Source organism: Paenalicyclobacillus macrosporangiidus (assembly GCF_900116805.1).
In the GTDB taxonomy this organism is placed as follows: Bacteria; Bacillota; Bacilli; order Alicyclobacillales; family Alicyclobacillaceae; genus Alicyclobacillus_H; species Alicyclobacillus_H macrosporangiidus.
The window spans coordinates 71,426-86,812 of record NZ_FPBV01000008.1 but is presented as its reverse complement, the minus strand read 5'-3'; the positions used below and the strand labels follow the sequence as shown (position 1 = coordinate 86,812).

Annotated in this window: 12 protein-coding genes and 1 pseudogene; 12 read left to right on the top strand and 1 reads right to left on the bottom strand. The window is 64.1% G+C overall.

The window, feature by feature from the left end:
- The first annotated feature begins 333 nt into the window (after nucleotides 1–333).
- The 8 genes from BM357_RS08790 to trxB all read left to right on the top strand — a co-directional run bounded on the left by BM357_RS08790 (nucleotide 334) and on the right by trxB (nucleotide 8,582).
- Nucleotides 334–1,011 (top strand): GntR family transcriptional regulator, encoded by a 678-nt coding sequence (locus tag BM357_RS08790; protein WP_074951791.1) that lies wholly within the window; start codon nucleotides 334–336, stop codon nucleotides 1,009–1,011.
- 31 nt (nucleotides 1,012–1,042) lie between these two features.
- Entirely contained in the window at nucleotides 1,043–2,605 is a 1,563-nt protein-coding gene (locus BM357_RS08785) for an ABC transporter substrate-binding protein (protein WP_074951964.1), read from the top strand.
- A gap of 127 nt (nucleotides 2,606–2,732) precedes the next feature.
- The gene (locus BM357_RS08780) at nucleotides 2,733–3,686 is read left to right on the top strand and encodes an ABC transporter permease (RefSeq protein WP_074951788.1); all 954 of its coding nucleotides are present in this window, start codon (nucleotides 2,733–2,735) and stop codon (nucleotides 3,684–3,686) included.
- A gap of 3 nt (nucleotides 3,687–3,689) precedes the next feature.
- A complete protein-coding gene (locus tag BM357_RS08775) occupies nucleotides 3,690–4,595 on the top strand; it encodes an ABC transporter permease (RefSeq protein WP_139234638.1) in 906 nt (301 codons plus the stop codon).
- Between the two features lie 83 nt (nucleotides 4,596–4,678).
- Complete coding sequence (locus BM357_RS08770) at nucleotides 4,679–6,283, top strand: gamma-glutamyltransferase family protein (protein WP_074951785.1); 1,605 nt, start codon at nucleotides 4,679–4,681, stop codon at nucleotides 6,281–6,283.
- 12 nt (nucleotides 6,284–6,295) lie between these two features.
- Nucleotides 6,296–6,910: a chromate efflux transporter ChrB gene (gene chrB, locus BM357_RS08765; RefSeq protein ID WP_074951782.1), complete on the top strand. Its 615-nt coding sequence runs from the start codon at nucleotides 6,296–6,298 to the stop codon at nucleotides 6,908–6,910.
- Nucleotides 6,907–7,446, top strand: coding sequence for a chromate efflux transporter ChrA (chrA, locus tag BM357_RS08760; RefSeq protein WP_074951779.1), 540 nt, complete (start codon nucleotides 6,907–6,909; stop codon nucleotides 7,444–7,446). The genes chrB and chrA overlap by 4 nt, the downstream gene beginning before the upstream one ends.
- 173 nt (nucleotides 7,447–7,619) lie before the next feature.
- Nucleotides 7,620–8,582 (top strand): thioredoxin-disulfide reductase, encoded by a 963-nt coding sequence (gene trxB, locus BM357_RS08755; protein WP_074951776.1) that lies wholly within the window; start codon nucleotides 7,620–7,622, stop codon nucleotides 8,580–8,582.
- A 118-nt stretch (nucleotides 8,583–8,700) separates the two neighbouring features.
- Here trxB and BM357_RS08750 read toward each other — a convergent pair.
- Nucleotides 8,701–9,882, bottom strand: a pseudogene (locus BM357_RS08750) (aminotransferase class I/II-fold pyridoxal phosphate-dependent enzyme).
- 297 nt (nucleotides 9,883–10,179) lie between these two features.
- Here BM357_RS08750 and BM357_RS08745 point away from each other — a divergent pair.
- The 4 genes from BM357_RS08745 to BM357_RS08730 all read left to right on the top strand — a co-directional run bounded on the left by BM357_RS08745 (nucleotide 10,180) and on the right by BM357_RS08730 (nucleotide 15,384).
- The gene (locus tag BM357_RS08745) at nucleotides 10,180–11,370 is read left to right on the top strand and encodes a M20 family metallopeptidase (RefSeq protein ID WP_074951773.1); all 1,191 of its coding nucleotides are present in this window, start codon (nucleotides 10,180–10,182) and stop codon (nucleotides 11,368–11,370) included.
- A gap of 45 nt (nucleotides 11,371–11,415) precedes the next feature.
- Complete coding sequence (locus tag BM357_RS08740) at nucleotides 11,416–13,047, top strand: ABC transporter substrate-binding protein (RefSeq protein WP_074951770.1); 1,632 nt, start codon at nucleotides 11,416–11,418, stop codon at nucleotides 13,045–13,047.
- Between the two features lie 98 nt (nucleotides 13,048–13,145).
- Complete coding sequence (locus BM357_RS08735; protein WP_074951767.1) at nucleotides 13,146–14,360, top strand: amidohydrolase; 1,215 nt, start codon at nucleotides 13,146–13,148, stop codon at nucleotides 14,358–14,360.
- Between the two features lie 4 nt (nucleotides 14,361–14,364).
- On the top strand, nucleotides 14,365–15,384 hold the full coding sequence (locus BM357_RS08730; protein WP_074951764.1) for an ABC transporter ATP-binding protein: 1,020 nt from the start codon (nucleotides 14,365–14,367) through the stop codon (nucleotides 15,382–15,384).
- Nucleotides 15,385–15,387: the final 3 nt, after the last annotated feature.

Here is a 15,387-nt window from a genome sequence, read left to right as displayed (position 1 = left end):
CGTTGGAGTCGGGCCGGTGGCGCGGGACGGAGTGCCCCGATCCCCGGCCTCCCGCCGTCCGGTGCGGGTTCTATATTGATGAATTAGAGTTATTATTCACTCGCCGCCGGCGTCTGTCAACGCGGCGCCTCCCATCTCCCGCGGGTTGAAAGCCCTTTCTCGATATGAAAGCCTTTTCTATCAAACAAAAATCGATTGACAGTTCAAAGAGCGAGAACCTATAATGCTCTTAATCTTTTTTCGTAGACCGTCGACGGTCGACAAGATGGGGGTGGGAGGCCACCACAGGGGTGGGTGGCATACAGGCATCGCGAGGGCAGGGGGTGACCGACAGTGGCATACGAGATCGTGCGTTCTGAACCGCTCGCCCAACAGGTATATAGGGTGCTTCGGGACGGCATCCTCAACGGCCGGTTTCTACCCGGCGAAAAGCTGGTGGAGACCAAACTGGCGGCCGAACTGAAGACCAGCCGCAGTCCGGTGCGCGAGGCCCTTCGCCAGCTGTGTACCGAACAGCTCGCGTGCCAGGTGGACGGTGCCATCCGGGTCTTCAATCCATCTTATGAGGACTATCTGGAACTGTACGAGCTTCGTCTGACCATCGAGTCGATGGCGGCGCGCTTGGCCGCCTCGCGCATGACGGAGGCGCAGTGGCAGCGGCTGTTGGCCGTGCAGCAGGAGACGGCGCAGGTGCTTCAGGCGATGGACGCCCAGCGGCTGGTGGCGCTCAACACGGCGTTCCACGCCGAGGTCGTCGCGGCCTGCCAAAACCGGCGGCTGCAACGGGTCTTCGCGGAGGTTTCCACGCTCATCGAGTATTACTGCCGTCTGATCCTGCACATCAACCAGATGCAGACCAACGTGTTGTCCGAACATCAGCGGGTGCTCGACGCCTTGGCACGTCGCGACGGGGATGCCGCGTACACGGCCATGTACGAACACATCCTGCGCGACACCGAAGTGATTGAGCGGGCGATGCGCGAGGCTGGCGCGGAATCCGCAGAGATGTGACACAGAGATGCGAATGGAAGGGGTATGTGTGATGAACCGAAAGGCACTTGTCACCGCAATGGCCCTGTTGTTGGGATCCGGGGCCTTGACGGCCTGCGGCGGAGGGGGTGGCGGTGAAAACCAGACGGGCAACCAGGCGTCAGCCGGTGCGCCGGCCGCGGCCAACAGCGACACGCTGACGGTGGGTCTGAGCGCCGACCCGCCGAAGCTCGATCCGAAGCTGTCGACGGCGCTCGTCGACCGCCAGGTGATGATCAACATCTATGACACGCTGTTCACCATCGGACCCAACAACGAGATTGAACCGGACCTGGTGGAGAAATACGAGGTGTCCCAGGACGGCAAGACATACACGTTCCACCTGCGCCACGGCGTGAAGTTCCAGGACGGCACCCCGTTCAACGCGGCGGCCGTGAAGTTCAACATTCAGCGCGATCAGGAAAAGGATTCGCTCCAGCGCAGCTACCTGACGCCCATCGTCGGGATCGACACGCCGGATGACTACACGGTGGTCCTGCATTTGAACAAGCCGTACAGCCCGCTGCTCGCCATCTTGACGGACCGCCCGGGCATGATGGTGTCCCCGACGGCGGTGCAGAAAGAGGGCGACGACTTCGTCAACCACCCGGTCGGCACCGGCCCGTATGCGTTCAAGGAGCGCGTCAAGGGCGACCATGTCACGCTGGTGAAGAACCCGAATTACTGGCAGTCTGGCCAACCGCACTTCAACACGGTGACGTACAAGATCTTCACGGACCAGAACGTCGAGGTCGCGAACCTGCAGAGCGGCCAGGTGCAGATGATTGACACCATTCCCGCGCAGCAGGTGGCCACGCTGTCCCAGAATCCGAACTTCACCGTCATCAACCAACCCGGTTTCGGGTTCCAGGGCCTGTACCTGAACGTCAAGAAGGCGCCGTTTGACAACAAGTACCTGCGCGAAGCCGTGGAACTGGGCATCGACCGTAAAGCGCTCGTCGATACCGTCTTCAAGGGTGCGGCCTCGCCCGGTTACACACCGTTCAGCCAGGCCTCGAGCGCGTACAATCAGGCACAGGACACCCCGCCGCAGCCGGATCCGGCAAAGATCAAGGATCTCCTGGCCAAGGGCGGAAAGCCCAACGGCTTCAGCTTCGAGCTTCAGACCGCGGCGACGCCGGTGACCGTCCAGGCGGCGCAGGTCATTCAGGGGATGCTCAGCCAGTACGGCATTCAGGTGCAGATCAAGCAGATGGAGTTTGGGACGGTCCTGGACAACGCCACCAAACACAACTTCCAGGCCAGCGCGCTCGGTTGGTCCGGCCGTCTGGACCCGGATCAGAACATCTACTCCTGGTTCCATACGGATGGATCGCAAAATGACGAACAGTACAGCAATCCGACGGTGGACCAGTTGTTGGATCAAGCCCGTGCCCAACTCGATCCGCAGGAGCGCGCGAAGACCTACAGCCAGGTCATGGACATCATCCACGACGAGGCGCCGTACGTGTTCCTGTACCACCAGAACAACCTCATTGCGTACAGCAAGCATCTGACCGGCTTTGAGTACCGGGCCGACGGCCTGCTGAGGCTGGCCACGGTTTCGGCTCAGTAACCGGGAATCGGACCGGGCGACGGCCGCAGGACGGCCCCCCGGTTGGGGTTGGGCACCGCCCCGGGTGGTATCGCGCCCGGGGCGGACCTGTTCCCGAAGCGAAACGGAGAGTGGGGGAATCGTCGAGATGGCCTATGTGTTGCAACGCATCGTGACCATGGTGCCGGTGCTGTTCTTTTTGTCCGTGATGGTGTTCGGCCTCATCCACCTGATCCCCGGCGATCCGGCGCAGGTCATCCTAGGCCAGGAGGCGACACCCGAGGCCATCCAGCAGATGCGTGCGAAGCTCGGGTTGGATCAGCCCGTTCCGCTGCAGTACTGGCACTGGCTGCAGCACGTCCTGACCGGAAATTTGGGCCAGTCGCTGGTGGACGGGGAGCCGGTCAGCCACCTCATCGCCCAGCGGCTGCCCGTCACCATTGAGCTCGCGGTCGGCACCATCGTGGTGGCCTTGCTCATCGCCTTCCCGTTCGGCATTCTCGCCGCGGTCTACCGCGGCCGGTGGCTCGACGCCGCAGCGCTGTTCACCTCGACGGTCGGGTTGTCGGTGCCGCCCTTCTGGCTCGGCATTCTGCTGTTGATTGGATTCACCGTGAAACTGCACTGGTTCCCGTCTTCCGGGTATGTGCCGCTGTGGCAGAACCTCGGGCAGAATCTGCACGCGATGGTCCTCCCCGTGGTGGCCACCGGCGTGCGCGAGGCCGCGGTGCTGATGCGGATGTTGCGCTCGTCCCTGCTCGATGTCCTGCATCAGGACTACGTGCGCACTGCGCGTGCCAAGGGGTTGTACGGATGGGTGGTCATCACCCGGCACGCCCTGCGCAACGCCCTCATTCCCGTGATCACGACGGGCGGGCTTCAGATCGCCGGATTGCTGGGCGGCCTCGTGATCACGGAACAGATCTTCGCGCTTCCGGGATTCGGCAGCCTGCTGGTGCAAGCCGTCTTCAGCCGCGACTACACCACGGTGCAGGGGGCCACGTTGGTGGCCGCACTGTTGGTGGTCATGGTCAACCTGGTGGTGGACCTGGTGTACGGTGTGGTCGATCCCCGCATGCGCTTGGGAAAGGAGAGTCGGTGAGCGATGAGCCAAACGCCCCATTCGATTCCGGACGCCGCGGGTGTGCCGGCCGGGACGGCGCCCGCCGCAATCCGGGCGCGCCGCAGACACCTGAACCTGTGGCGGCACCGGTCGCTCGTGTTGGGCGGCATCATCGTCGGCGTGATTGTGGTGGCGGCTGTGCTCGCGACCTTCGCCACGCCCTATGACCCGAACAAGCAAAACTACGCCGCGCTCCTGCAGGGCATGAGCGGCCAGCACTGGCTGGGCACCGACCAGTTGGGCCGCGACGTGTTCTCGCGGATCCTCGTCGGAGCGCGCACGTCCCTGGCGGTGGCCGCGGGCGCCGTCGCGGTGGCGCTGGTGATCGGCGTTCCGGTGGGCCTGGTCTCCGGCTTCTACCGCGGGTTCTGGGACAACTGGGTGATCATGCGCATCGTCGACGCGCTGCAGGCGTTTCCGTTCCTCATCCTGGCCCTGGTGCTGGCGGCCGTGATGGGCCCCGGGATCCGCAACGCGATGATCGCCATCGGAGTCGGTTACCTGCCCGTGTTCATCCGCATCGTCCGCGGCCAGGTGCTGGCCGAGGTGCGCAAGGAGTATGTGGATTCGGCCCGGGTCGTCGGCTGCAGCGACTGGCGGATCATGCTCCGCCACATCTTCCCCAACATCACGACGCCGCTCATCGTCCAGGTGAGCATCGCGATGGCGGGCGGCATCGTGGCGGAGGCGAGTCTCAGCTACCTGGGCCTGGGCGTCATTCCACCGACCGCCAGCTGGGGCACCATGCTCCATGATGCGCAGGGCTATCTCTCCCAAGACGCGATGTTGGCGGTCATTCCGGGTGTGGCCATCGCGGTGGCGGTGCTCGGCTTCAACCTGCTCGGGGAAGGACTGCAGGAGATCTGGGATCCGAAATTAAAAGAATAGCGAACCCTTCAGCACTCGAAGGATTGGGATGTACAGCGTAGAATAAAAACGGGATTCATTCCGTGGGAAATGGAGAGAAGATCATGCCGTTTGATCCGATGTATCATCCGTATCCGTCGCGCCGCACCACCGTGTTCGCCCGGCGCGGGATGGTGGCCACGTCCCATCCCTTGGCGGCGCAGGCCGGGCTGGAAATCCTGCAGCGCGGCGGAAACGCCATCGACGCCGCCATTGCGACCGCGGCGGCCCTGACGGTGGTGGAGCCGACGTCGAACGGGATCGGCAGCGACGCGTTCGCCATCGTCTGGTCGGGCGGGCGGATGTACGGGTTGAACTCGAGCGGGCCGGCACCGCAGCGCCTGACCATCGAGGCGGTGCGGCAGGCGGGGCATGACGAGATGCCGCGGTTCGGATGGCTGCCGGTGACGGTGCCCGGGGCTCCGGCCGCCTGGGCGGCGCTGTCCGAGCGGTTTGGCCGCCTGTCGCTGGCGGAGGTGCTCGCGCCGGCGGTCCGCCTGGCGGAGGAAGGGCACCCGGTGTCGGCCGTGGCGGCGCATTTCTGGGAGATCGGCCGGCGGCGCTATGCCGCGCTCGAAGGCGAGGTGTTCAAGCCGTGGATGGAGACTTTCGCCCCGGGCGGCCGCGCGCCGCGCGCCGGAGAGATGTGGGCGTCGCCGGGCCATGCCCGGACGCTGCGCCGCATCGGCGAGACGCAGGCGGAGGCCTTCTACCGCGGCGATTTGGCCGATGCCATCGACGCATTTTCACGCCAGACGGGCGGGTTTCTGCGCAAAGAGGACCTGGCGGCATTCGCGCCGGAATGGGTAGAACCGGTGCATGTCCCGTACCGGGGCTTTGAGGTCTGGGAGCTGCCGCCCAACGGCCAGGGGATTGTCGCCCTGATGGCGCTCAACATCCTGTCCGGTTTCGAGTTCCACGCCAAGGACGACGTGGAGGCGGTGCACCGGCAGATTGAGGCGTTGAAACTGGCGTTTGCGGACGGCAAGCGGTACATCACCGATCCCCGCTTCATGGATGTCCGCGTCGAACAATTGCTTTCGCCTGAGTACGGGGCCGCGCGGCGCGCGCTGATTGGAGCGGAGGCGCTGGAGCCTGAGCCGGGCAAGCCGGACCGCGGCGGCACGGTGTACCTGGCTGCGGCGGACGGCGAGGGGAACATGGTGTCGTTCATCCAGAGCAACTACATGGGGTTCGGTTCGGGCGTGGTCGTGCCCGGCACGGGGATCTCCCTGCAGAACCGCGGTCACACGTTCTCGCTCGATCCGAATCATGTCAACGCCCTGGTCCCGGGCAAACGGACCTATCATACCATCATCCCGGGATTCCTGACCCGGGGGGGCGAACCGGTCGGTCCGTTCGGCGTCATGGGCGGCTTCATGCAACCCCAGGGCCACCTTCAGGTGGTGATGAACCTGGTGGACTTTCATCTCAACCCGCAGGCGGCGCTGGACGCCCCCCGGTGGCAGTGGACCGAGGGCAAAAAGGTCGTCGTCGAGCGGGAGTTTCCGGCGCACATCGCCCAGGCGTTGGCGCGCCGCGGCCACGACATTCAGGTGGCCAACGACGCCGGCGGATTCGGACGCGGACAGGTGATCTGGCGGCTGCCGGGCGGGGTTTTGGCAGGCGGGACGGAGCCTCGGACCGACGGGACCATCGCCTGTTGGTGACGGGGCACGGCGATGTTGAGGAAAGAAGGCGAGACGGTGGCGAACGACGGGTATCTGCCGTTGGTCTTGGCGATGGTCCGGACGGGGATCCTCACATACGGCGGGGGATCAGCCATCATCCCCCTGATGCGGCATGAGGCCGTGAACCGCTATGCGTGGGTGACGGACGATGAGTACGGCGAAATCGTCGCTGTCGCCAATGCCCTGCCCGGCCCCATCGCCACCAAGCTGGCCGCGTATCTCGGGTACCGGCTCAAGGGGTGGCCGGGAGCCGTCGTCGGGGTCGTGGCGAACATCCTGCCCACCTGCGTCGCCATGCTGCTCCTGTTCGGGGTGTTGTCCGCCATCCGCGAGTCGCGGGTCGCGCAGGGGATGATCGCCGCGGTAAACCCCGTGATTGCCGTGATGATGGGCGTGATGGCGTACGAGTTCGGGGAAAAGGCGTGGAAAGGATTGGGGCGTTGGTTCGCCATCGCCTTCGGCGCGTTGGCCTTCGTGTTGTTGATGGTGCTCGACGTGTCGCCGGCGCTGGTGGTGTTGTTGTACATCGTGTACGGCGCGTTTCACCTGCGCTTGGTGCATCGCGTGCAGCGGGCAAAACGGCGGGATCGGGGGGCGAGCACATGACCTGGTGGCACGTGTTCATCGGGTTTTTCCTGCCCAATCTGCTCGGATACGGCGGCGGCCCTGCGATGATCCCGTTGTTGCAGGACCAGGCGGTGACGCATTACCATTGGCTGTCCAACGCCGAGTTCGCCAACGCGCTGGCGCTCGGGAACGTCCTGCCCGGGCCCATCGCGACCAAGATGGCCACCTTCATCGGCTATCAGGTGGACGGTTGGACGGGGATTGTCCTCGCCCTGGCGGCGACCGTCGTCCCGTCGGCTGTCGGCCTGATCCTGCTGATGCGGCTGCTCAACCGGTTCCGCCAATCGGACGCGGTCAAGGGCATGACGGCCATGGTACAGCCGGTGATCACGGTGCTGATGATCTCACTAACCTGGGAATTCGGCAAGACGTCGGTCATGAAGATCGGCTGGATCCAGTCCCTCGTCATCGCGGCGCTGTCGCTGTGGTTGATGCAATGGCGCAAGGTCCATCCCGCACTGGTCATCGTCGGCGCATTCGCGTACGGCGGCGTGGTGCTGCCCCTGTTTCAATAGATACCGCATGACACCGCAGTCAGACGGTTTACCAGTCGGACCGTCCACACTGCGGCGCCATTCTGCCGGGCTGCCGCGGCGCTTGTGTTCGCGCAGCGGTTTGGGGTACAACAGGGACGTACGATGCACACCGCCGCCGGTCCTGGGCCGGCGGAGAACGCGAGGTGAGACAAATGGAACGGCATCGCGTCATGATCCTCGGCACGGGTCCAGCAGGCTTGACAGCGGCCATCTACGCCGCTCGGGCCAACCTGAACCCGTTGGTCGTCGAAGGCGACCTGCCGGGTGGACAGTTGACACAGACCACGGAAGTGGAGAATTTCCCCGGTTTCCCGGATGGCATCCTCGGTCCGCAGCTGATGGACAACATGCGCAAGCAGGCGGAGCGTTTTGGGGCCCGGTTCATGAACGGGTGGGTGACGGCGGTCGATCTGAGCCGGCGCCCGTTTCGGGTCGTCGTCGACGAAAAGAACACATACGAGGCGGACGCGCTGATCATCTCCACCGGGGCGTCTGCGAAGATGCTCGGCATTCCGGGGGAACAGGAGCTGTTGGGACACGGCGTGTCCACGTGCGCCACGTGCGACGGGTTTTTCTTCCGGAACAAGCGTGTGGTGGTCGTCGGAGGCGGCGATTCGGCCATGGAGGAGGCCACCTTCCTGACCAAGTTCGCGTCCGAGGTCACCATCATCCACCGAAGGAACGAGCTGCGGGCGTCCAAGGTGATGCAGGAGCGGGCCAGGAACAATCCCAAGATTCGATGGGTGCTCAATGCCACCCCCGTCGCGGTCCACGGGGAGGGCGGAAAGGTGACCGGCATTGAGGTGCGGGACAACACCAGCGGGGATACGCGCGTGATTGACACGGACGGCGTCTTCGTCGCCATCGGTCACACGCCAAACACCGGCTTCTTGAAAGGACAAGTGGAGCTGGACGCGCTGGGATACATCCGTACGGACGGGGTGACCACCCAGACGAGTGTTGAGGGCGTATTCGCGTGCGGCGACGTGATGGATTCCCGGTACCGCCAGGCCATCACCGCGGCCGGCAGCGGATGCAAGGCCGCGATGGACGTGGAGCGGTGGCTGGAAGCCTCTGCGGCACACAGCGGCACCCTGGCGGAGACAGGGCGCTGAGGGCGGACGGCCGGGTCGGCAAGCGCCGATCCGGCCGTCTTTTTCTTCGTGAAGCCCGGCGAAAACCGGGACCGAAACGGAGGCTTGCCCGGTGGAGGAAGCATCCGGGCGGGCCCGGTCAGCCCGCCGCGCGCCGGTGCGCCAAGTATGCGCCGATGCGCCGGGCCGCCTCCTCCAGGCGGTCGGGCGGCTGCACGAGGGCGATGCGCACATACCCTTCGCCTTGGCGGCCGAAGGCGTCCCCGGGCGTGACGGCGACGCCGGTGTGTTCCATGAGATCCATCGCGAACGTTCTTGCGCTCCCGGGCACCGGAATCGGCGCCCAAGCGAACATGGTCGCGGGCGGACTCGGCACGTGCCAACCGGCAGCGGCGAAGCTTCGCACCAGCGCGTCCCGGCGCTCCTGGTACAGGCGGGCATGGGCCTCCAGGCTGCCGGCCGGGGCGCGCAAGGCCCGCACGGCGGCGCGCTCGATGGGCATGAAGACGCCGAAGTCGATGTGCGACTTGAGCGTCGCGAGCGCCCCGAGCACGTGTTCGCTGCCCACCAGATACCCGATGCGGCACCCCGCCATGCTGAACGTCTTCGACAGGGAATTGGACTCGATGCCGACGTCGATGGCGCCCGGGATCGACAGAAAACTCGGAGCGCGCCGGCCGTCAAACACCAATTCCGAGTACGCGAAGTCGTGCACGACGAGGATGCCGTGTAGTTTCGCAAATTGCACCACTTCCGCGAAAAAGGCCTTCGTCCCCAGCACTGGCAAGGGATTGCCCGGATAGTTCAAGATCATCATCTTGGCGCGGCGGGCGACCTAGTTTGGAATGCGGCCGAGGTCCGGCAGATAGCCGTTCTCCGGGCGCAGCGGCATGGGAAAGACCTCCCCGCCGGCGATGCGCACGCTGGCTTCATAGATGGGATAGCCCGGGTCGGGCACGAGCACCAGATCCCCCGGGTCCAGCAGAGCCCAGGCCAAATGGGTCAACCCTTCCTGAGACCCCATCACTTGTACGACCTGTCGCTCGGGGTTGAGGGTCACACCGTACCGCGTTTGATAGAATTCAGCGACTGCACGCCGAAATTCGGCTGAAGCCGATACCGTGTACCCATAGTTGCCCGGGTCGCGGGCGGATTGCGCCAGTTCCTCCATCACCCACGGCGGAGGCGGCAGATCCGGGCTTCCGATGCTCAAATCAATCACGTCCACGCCACGTTCGACGGCTTGGCGCTTGCGTGCAGCCAGTTCCGCAAAGATCCCTGCGGACAGCTGGCGCACCCGCGCCGATGCGACCGATTCCACGCTGCCACCTCCCGATGATTCGGTGAATGCGCGCCGATGCCGGCATCGGCGCCATTGGATGCCTTCGATGATACTACAGGCGCAAGGCAGGGACCAGGGGGGCACGGGGGCGTGGACACAATGGTATGGATCACATGACAATGCGGCCGCTTTTGATAAGTTTCATGACAAGACTATTGATTGGTTGAGCAGAATTTCAATATAATTCGTGTGGAGAGGAGGGTTGAATGTAAATTTTTATCATTCTGATTTCCATTTGAATTGCAGGGATGATGCGTCCCAGGAAGGGGCTGTACGATGCCATCACTGCCAGAGGTACATGCGCGGATCCACGAGGCTGTGGAGCAGATTCGTGACGACATGGTCGCGCTCAGTCTCGATCTGCACGCGCATCCGGAACTCTCGTTAGAAGAGCACTATGCGAGCGAGCGATTGAAGGCATGGTTGGAACGCGAGGGTTTTGCCGTCGAGAGCCCGGTGGCCGGCTTGCCGACGGCGTTTGTCGGCCGCAGGGGGGAAGGACGGCCGACGATTGCCTTCCTGTTGGAGTACGATGCGCTTCCGGAAATTGGCCATGCCTGCGGCCACAACCTGATTGCGACCGGAGGATTGGCGGCGGCCATTTCGTTGGCGCGGGCACTGCCTGAACCGCCTGGGTCCATTTGGGTCATCGGCACACCCGGGGAGGAAGGGGCCGGTGGCAAGGTCATCGAATTGGAGGCCGGGGTATTCGAGGGTGTGGACGCCGCGCTGATGTTCCACCCCGGTGACCGGACCATCCCGTGGCGACACGCGACGGCCACGGCCCATTTGCGTATCCAGTTTCACGGGCGGGCGGCGCATGCTGCCGGCAGTCCGCAGGAAGGACGCAACGCGCTGGCGGCGATGATCCAGTTTTTCGTCTCCGTGGACGGACTGCGCCAGCATATTCCGGAGAGCGCACGCCTGCACGGCATCATCACCCATGGCGGGGCGGCTCCCAACATCGTGCCGGATTTCACGGAAGCGGAATTCCTGGTCCGAGCCCTGACACGCGAGAAGGTGTTGGAGCTGGTGGAACGCGTGCAGGCTTGTGCACAGGGCGCCGCGCTGGCCACCGGAACGACCGTGGAAATCGCCCACGCGTCGCCCATCTACGCGGAGCGGAAAAACAACCACACCATGGCGTCACGGGTGTTTCAGTATCTTGCAGAATTGGGGGAAGAGACGGAAGAGCCCGTGCTTCGGGGAGGGACCGGATCGTCCGACATCGGGAATGTCAGCCTGGTGTTGCCGGCCATTCACCCGTACCTGAAAATCGCACCCCGTGGCACACCGGGTCATTCGCACGCATTTCGGGAGGCCGCCCGGTCGCCGGAGGCCCAACAGGCCATGTTGCGCATGGCCGAGGCGATGGCGAAGACCGCGGCCGATCTGTTGCTCGATCCTTCCTTTTTGCAGGCCGTCCAGGAGGAGTTCCGAACGGCGGGGCCCGATTTTCCGCAATGAACCGGCCTGCATGACGATGAATCCGACAGAGGGGGTCTCTGACAGATGCAGATGAAATGGGCGGCATGCGCAGCGGCGGTAGTGGCTCTGCTGGCCGTGACCACCGGTTGCGGGGGTGGTACGACGCAGCCGGCGAACGGCACCGCACCCACCGCTTCGTCGGGTCAGAAGACGTTGATCTTCGGCCGCGGGGGCGACTCTGTGACGCTCGATCCGTCCGGCTCTACGGACGACGAGTCGAACATGGTGTGTGAAGAGATCTACGACACCCTGGTTACATACAAGATCGGCACGCCCGAGTTGCAACCCGACCTCGCGACCAGTTGGGAACCGTCCAAAGACGGGATGTCGTGGACGTTCCACCTCCAACAGGGCGTGAAGTTTTCGGACGGAACGCCGTTCAACGCCGACGCGGTGGTGTTCAACTTCCAACGATGGGGCGATCCCAACAGCCCGTATCACAAGGGAAGCTCGTTCGCGCATTATAAGTCCGACTTGGGCGGATTTTACGGTTCCCCGGGAGCCATCATCAAAGATGTGGAAAAGGTGGACGACTACACCGTCCGCATCGACCTGACCCATCCGTTCGCGCCGTTGCCGAACATTCTGACCCAAGTGGCCTACAGCATCGCGTCTCCGGAGGCCATCAAGAAGTACAACGGGGATATCTCCCATCATCCGGTGGGGACCGGCGCATTCGAGTTCGTCAGCTGGACGCCGAATGATAAAATTGTTCTGAAGAAAAACCCGAATTACCGCACGCCCGGGTTGCCCAAGCTGGATCAGCTCATCTTCCAGGTGATCCCGGACAACACGGCCCGATTGAATGCGCTCCGGGCGGGTCAGATTGACCTGATGGAGGGGCTGAACCCGTCGGACATCCAGTCGGTGAAATCGGACCCGAATTTGAATCTGTATGTCAGCCCGAGCAACAACGTCGGCTATCTCGCTTTCAACACGCAAAAGAAGCCGTTCGACGATCCGCGGGTGCGCCAGGCGATCGCCATGTGCATCGACAAGAAGGCGCTCATTGACGCGTATTACAACGGTCTGGCGGATGCGGGCGTCACCATCCTGCCGCCGAAGAACTGGGCGTATGACAGCAGCATTCAGGATTACCCGGTCGATATCGCCAAGGCGAAACAGTTGCTCGCGGAGGCGGGTTACCCGAACGGGTTTGACACGGAGTTGTGGGCCATGCCCATCCCGCGGCCGTACATGCCGCAGCCGCAGCAGATTGCGACCGCGATCCAGGGCGACCTGGCGAAGATTGGCATCCACGCAAAGATTGTCACCTACGACTGGGCGACGTACCTGAAGAAGACGGACAGCGGCGAACACACCATGTGCTTGCTCGGCTGGTCCGCCGGAACGTGGGATCCGACGACGTTCATGTACACCTTGCTCGATTCGAAGAACGCCGTCCCGCCGGCGAACAACTCCGCCTTCTACAAGAATCCGGCGGTGGACAAGTTGCTCGAGCAGGCGCTCACGGTGTCGGACCAAAATCAGCGGGCGGAGCTGTATAAGCAGGCTCAGAAATTGGTGTTTCAGGACGAACCCTACGTTCCTCTGGTGCACTCGCAACCGGTTCGTGCGGGCAGCAAGCGCGTGATTGGGTTCACGCCGCAGGTGACGGGCGGGCCGCAGTTCACATCTGTCGACCTCTCGAACTGATCTCGGTCCTTCCTTGGGTTCGACGGGTGGCGGTCCCGATCCGCCACCCCTGGTTTTTCCATGCGTGGAGCGTCCAAAACAGATAGGGGCGAGGACAGATGACCACCTTGTGGCCGGAGATGGAAAGTCTGTTGGCGGAAGTGCAGTCCGATGTGGTGGCCTGGCGCCGTCACCTGCACCGGCATCCGGAGTTGTCTTACCAAGAGCATGAAACCGCTCGGTTCGTGTACGACTTGCTGGGCTCCTTCGGTGCTCTGGAGCTGTCTCGCCCGACCCCGACCAGCGTCATGGCGCGATTGCGCGGGACGGGAGAAGGGCCCACGGTGGCCTTTCGCGCAGACATGGATGCCTTGGCGATAGAGGAAGAGAACACCTTTGAGTTTCGGTCTGCCCGCCCCGGCGTCATGCACGCGTGCGGACACGACGCCCATACCGCCATTCTGTTGGCGGCCGCCAAGGTGTTGACCCGGCTGCAGCCGCGGTTGCGCGGGGAGATCCGGTTCTTTTTCCAGCACGCGGAGGAAGTGCATCCCGGCGGCGCCGTGCAGATGGTGGAGGCCGGGGTGATGGATGGCGTGGACATGGTCCTGGGGCTGCACGTCCGCTCTGCATTGGAGGCGGGCGTGTTGGCCATCAGCGCCGGGCCCATCAATGCGGCATCGGATCGCTTCGACATCACCATTCGCGGCCGGGGCGGGCACGCCGCCCATCCCCACACGGCGGTCGACAGCGTGCTGGTCGCCGCCGAAGTGGTGACCCAGTTGCAGCACCTGGTCTCGCGGAACAAAGATCCGCTCGAACCACTGGTCCTCTCCGTGACCAAGATCACCGGCGGCAGTGCGTACAACGTGATTCCGGAGACCGTGCAGTTGGCGGGGACCGTCCGCACCTACAGTCCGCGGCTGCGCGAACAGGTGCCGGCGTGGATGGAGCGCGTCATCGAGGGGGTCACCTCGGCCCACGGCGCCACCTACGAGTTCTCCTACCGGTGCGGCTACGCCCCGCTCATCAACGACCCGGAGGTCGCCCGCTTGGTGGAGGAAACGTTGCAGGAGGCGTTCGGACCGGAACGGGTGCGGAAGTCCCAGCCGGGCATGGGCGGGGAGGACTTCTCCGGGTTCTTGCAGGCCGCGCCGGGTGCGTTTTTCCATCTCGGCACGGGCAACCGGGAGAAGGGCATTGTGTATCCGCACCACCATCCGCGGTTCACGGTGGATGAAGACGCACTGATGGTCGGCGTGGAGGCGTTCGTCCGTTTGGCACTGCGTACCAATGGCAGGCAGCCACAGCCATCCGCAGAGGAGAGGGGCTGAAGGGATGGAACCACTGCTGCGCGTACAGGGTCTGCGTACTCATTTTTTCACCGATGAGGGTGTCGTCCGGTCGGTGGACGGGGTGGACCTGGAGGTCAGAGACGGCGAGACGCTCGGGATTGTCGGGGAATCCGGCTGCGGCAAGAGCGTCACGTCGCTCTCCATCATGCGCCTCGTCCCGTCTCCGCCCGGCCGCATCGTCGCCGGGGAGATCCGCTTCCAGGGCAGGGACCTGCTGAAGCTGAGCGACGCCGAGATGCGGAAGATTCGCGGCAACGAGATCGCGATGATTTTTCAGGAGCCGATGACCAGCCTGAACCCGGTGTTCCGCATCGGGGACCAGATTGGGGAGGTGCTGCGCCTGCACCTGCGCCTGTCGAAGAAGCAGGCGCGGGCGCGCGCGGCGGAACTGCTGCGGGAGGTCGGCATCCCGCGCCCGGAGCAGATTGTGCATGACTACCCGCACCAGTTGTCGGGCGGGATGCGGCAGCGCGTGATGATTGCCATGGCGATGGCGTGCCGGCCCAAGCTGTTGATTGCGGATGAGCCGACGACGGCGTTGGATGTGACCATCCAGGCGCAAATCCTCGACCTGATGCGGGCCATCAAGCAAGAGGCCGGGACGTCCATCGTGATGATCACCCACGATTTGGGCGTCGTGGCCGAGATGTGCGACCGGGTCGTGGTGATGTACGCGGGCAAGGTGGTGGAGGAAGCAGACGTGCACACCCTGTTCAAGCGCCCGCAACACCCGTACACGCAAGGCTTGCTGGCATCCATGCCGCGCCTGAACGAGCGCCGCAAGCGGTTGGTGGCCATCCCGGGGAATGTGCCGACGCCGTTCGAGATGCCGAAAGGCTGCAAGTTCGCGCCGAGGTGTCCGCATGCCACCGCGGTGTGCCATGAATCCGAGCCCGAACTTCTGCCCATTGCGGACGACCGTCCGCACACCGTGCGCTGCTGGCTGCACAGCGAACACCAAGAGGCGTTGGCCGGGGCGGTCGACGGCCGGATGGGAGGGTGATGC

What these genes read in the sequence shown, in the direction of transcription:
- BM357_RS08785 (WP_074951964.1), top strand. Translation starts at nt 1,043, where the DNA reads ATGAACCGAAAGGCACTTGTCACCGCAATGGCCCTGTTGTTGGGATCC.
- BM357_RS08780 (WP_074951788.1), top strand. Translation starts at nt 2,733, where the DNA reads ATGGCCTATGTGTTGCAACGCATCGTGACCATGGTGCCGGTGCTGTTC.
- BM357_RS08775 (WP_139234638.1), top strand. Translation starts at nt 3,690, where the DNA reads ATGAGCCAAACGCCCCATTCGATTCCGGACGCCGCGGGTGTGCCGGCC.
- BM357_RS08770 (WP_074951785.1), top strand. Translation starts at nt 4,679, where the DNA reads ATGCCGTTTGATCCGATGTATCATCCGTATCCGTCGCGCCGCACCACC.
- chrB (WP_074951782.1), top strand. Translation starts at nt 6,296, where the DNA reads ATGTTGAGGAAAGAAGGCGAGACGGTGGCGAACGACGGGTATCTGCCG.
- chrA (WP_074951779.1), top strand. Translation starts at nt 6,907, where the DNA reads ATGACCTGGTGGCACGTGTTCATCGGGTTTTTCCTGCCCAATCTGCTC.
- trxB (WP_074951776.1), top strand. Translation starts at nt 7,620, where the DNA reads ATGGAACGGCATCGCGTCATGATCCTCGGCACGGGTCCAGCAGGCTTG.
- BM357_RS08745 (WP_074951773.1), top strand. Translation starts at nt 10,180, where the DNA reads ATGCCATCACTGCCAGAGGTACATGCGCGGATCCACGAGGCTGTGGAG.
- BM357_RS08740 (WP_074951770.1), top strand. Translation starts at nt 11,416, where the DNA reads ATGCAGATGAAATGGGCGGCATGCGCAGCGGCGGTAGTGGCTCTGCTG.
- BM357_RS08735 (WP_074951767.1), top strand. Translation starts at nt 13,146, where the DNA reads ATGACCACCTTGTGGCCGGAGATGGAAAGTCTGTTGGCGGAAGTGCAG.
- BM357_RS08730 (WP_074951764.1), top strand. Translation starts at nt 14,365, where the DNA reads ATGGAACCACTGCTGCGCGTACAGGGTCTGCGTACTCATTTTTTCACC.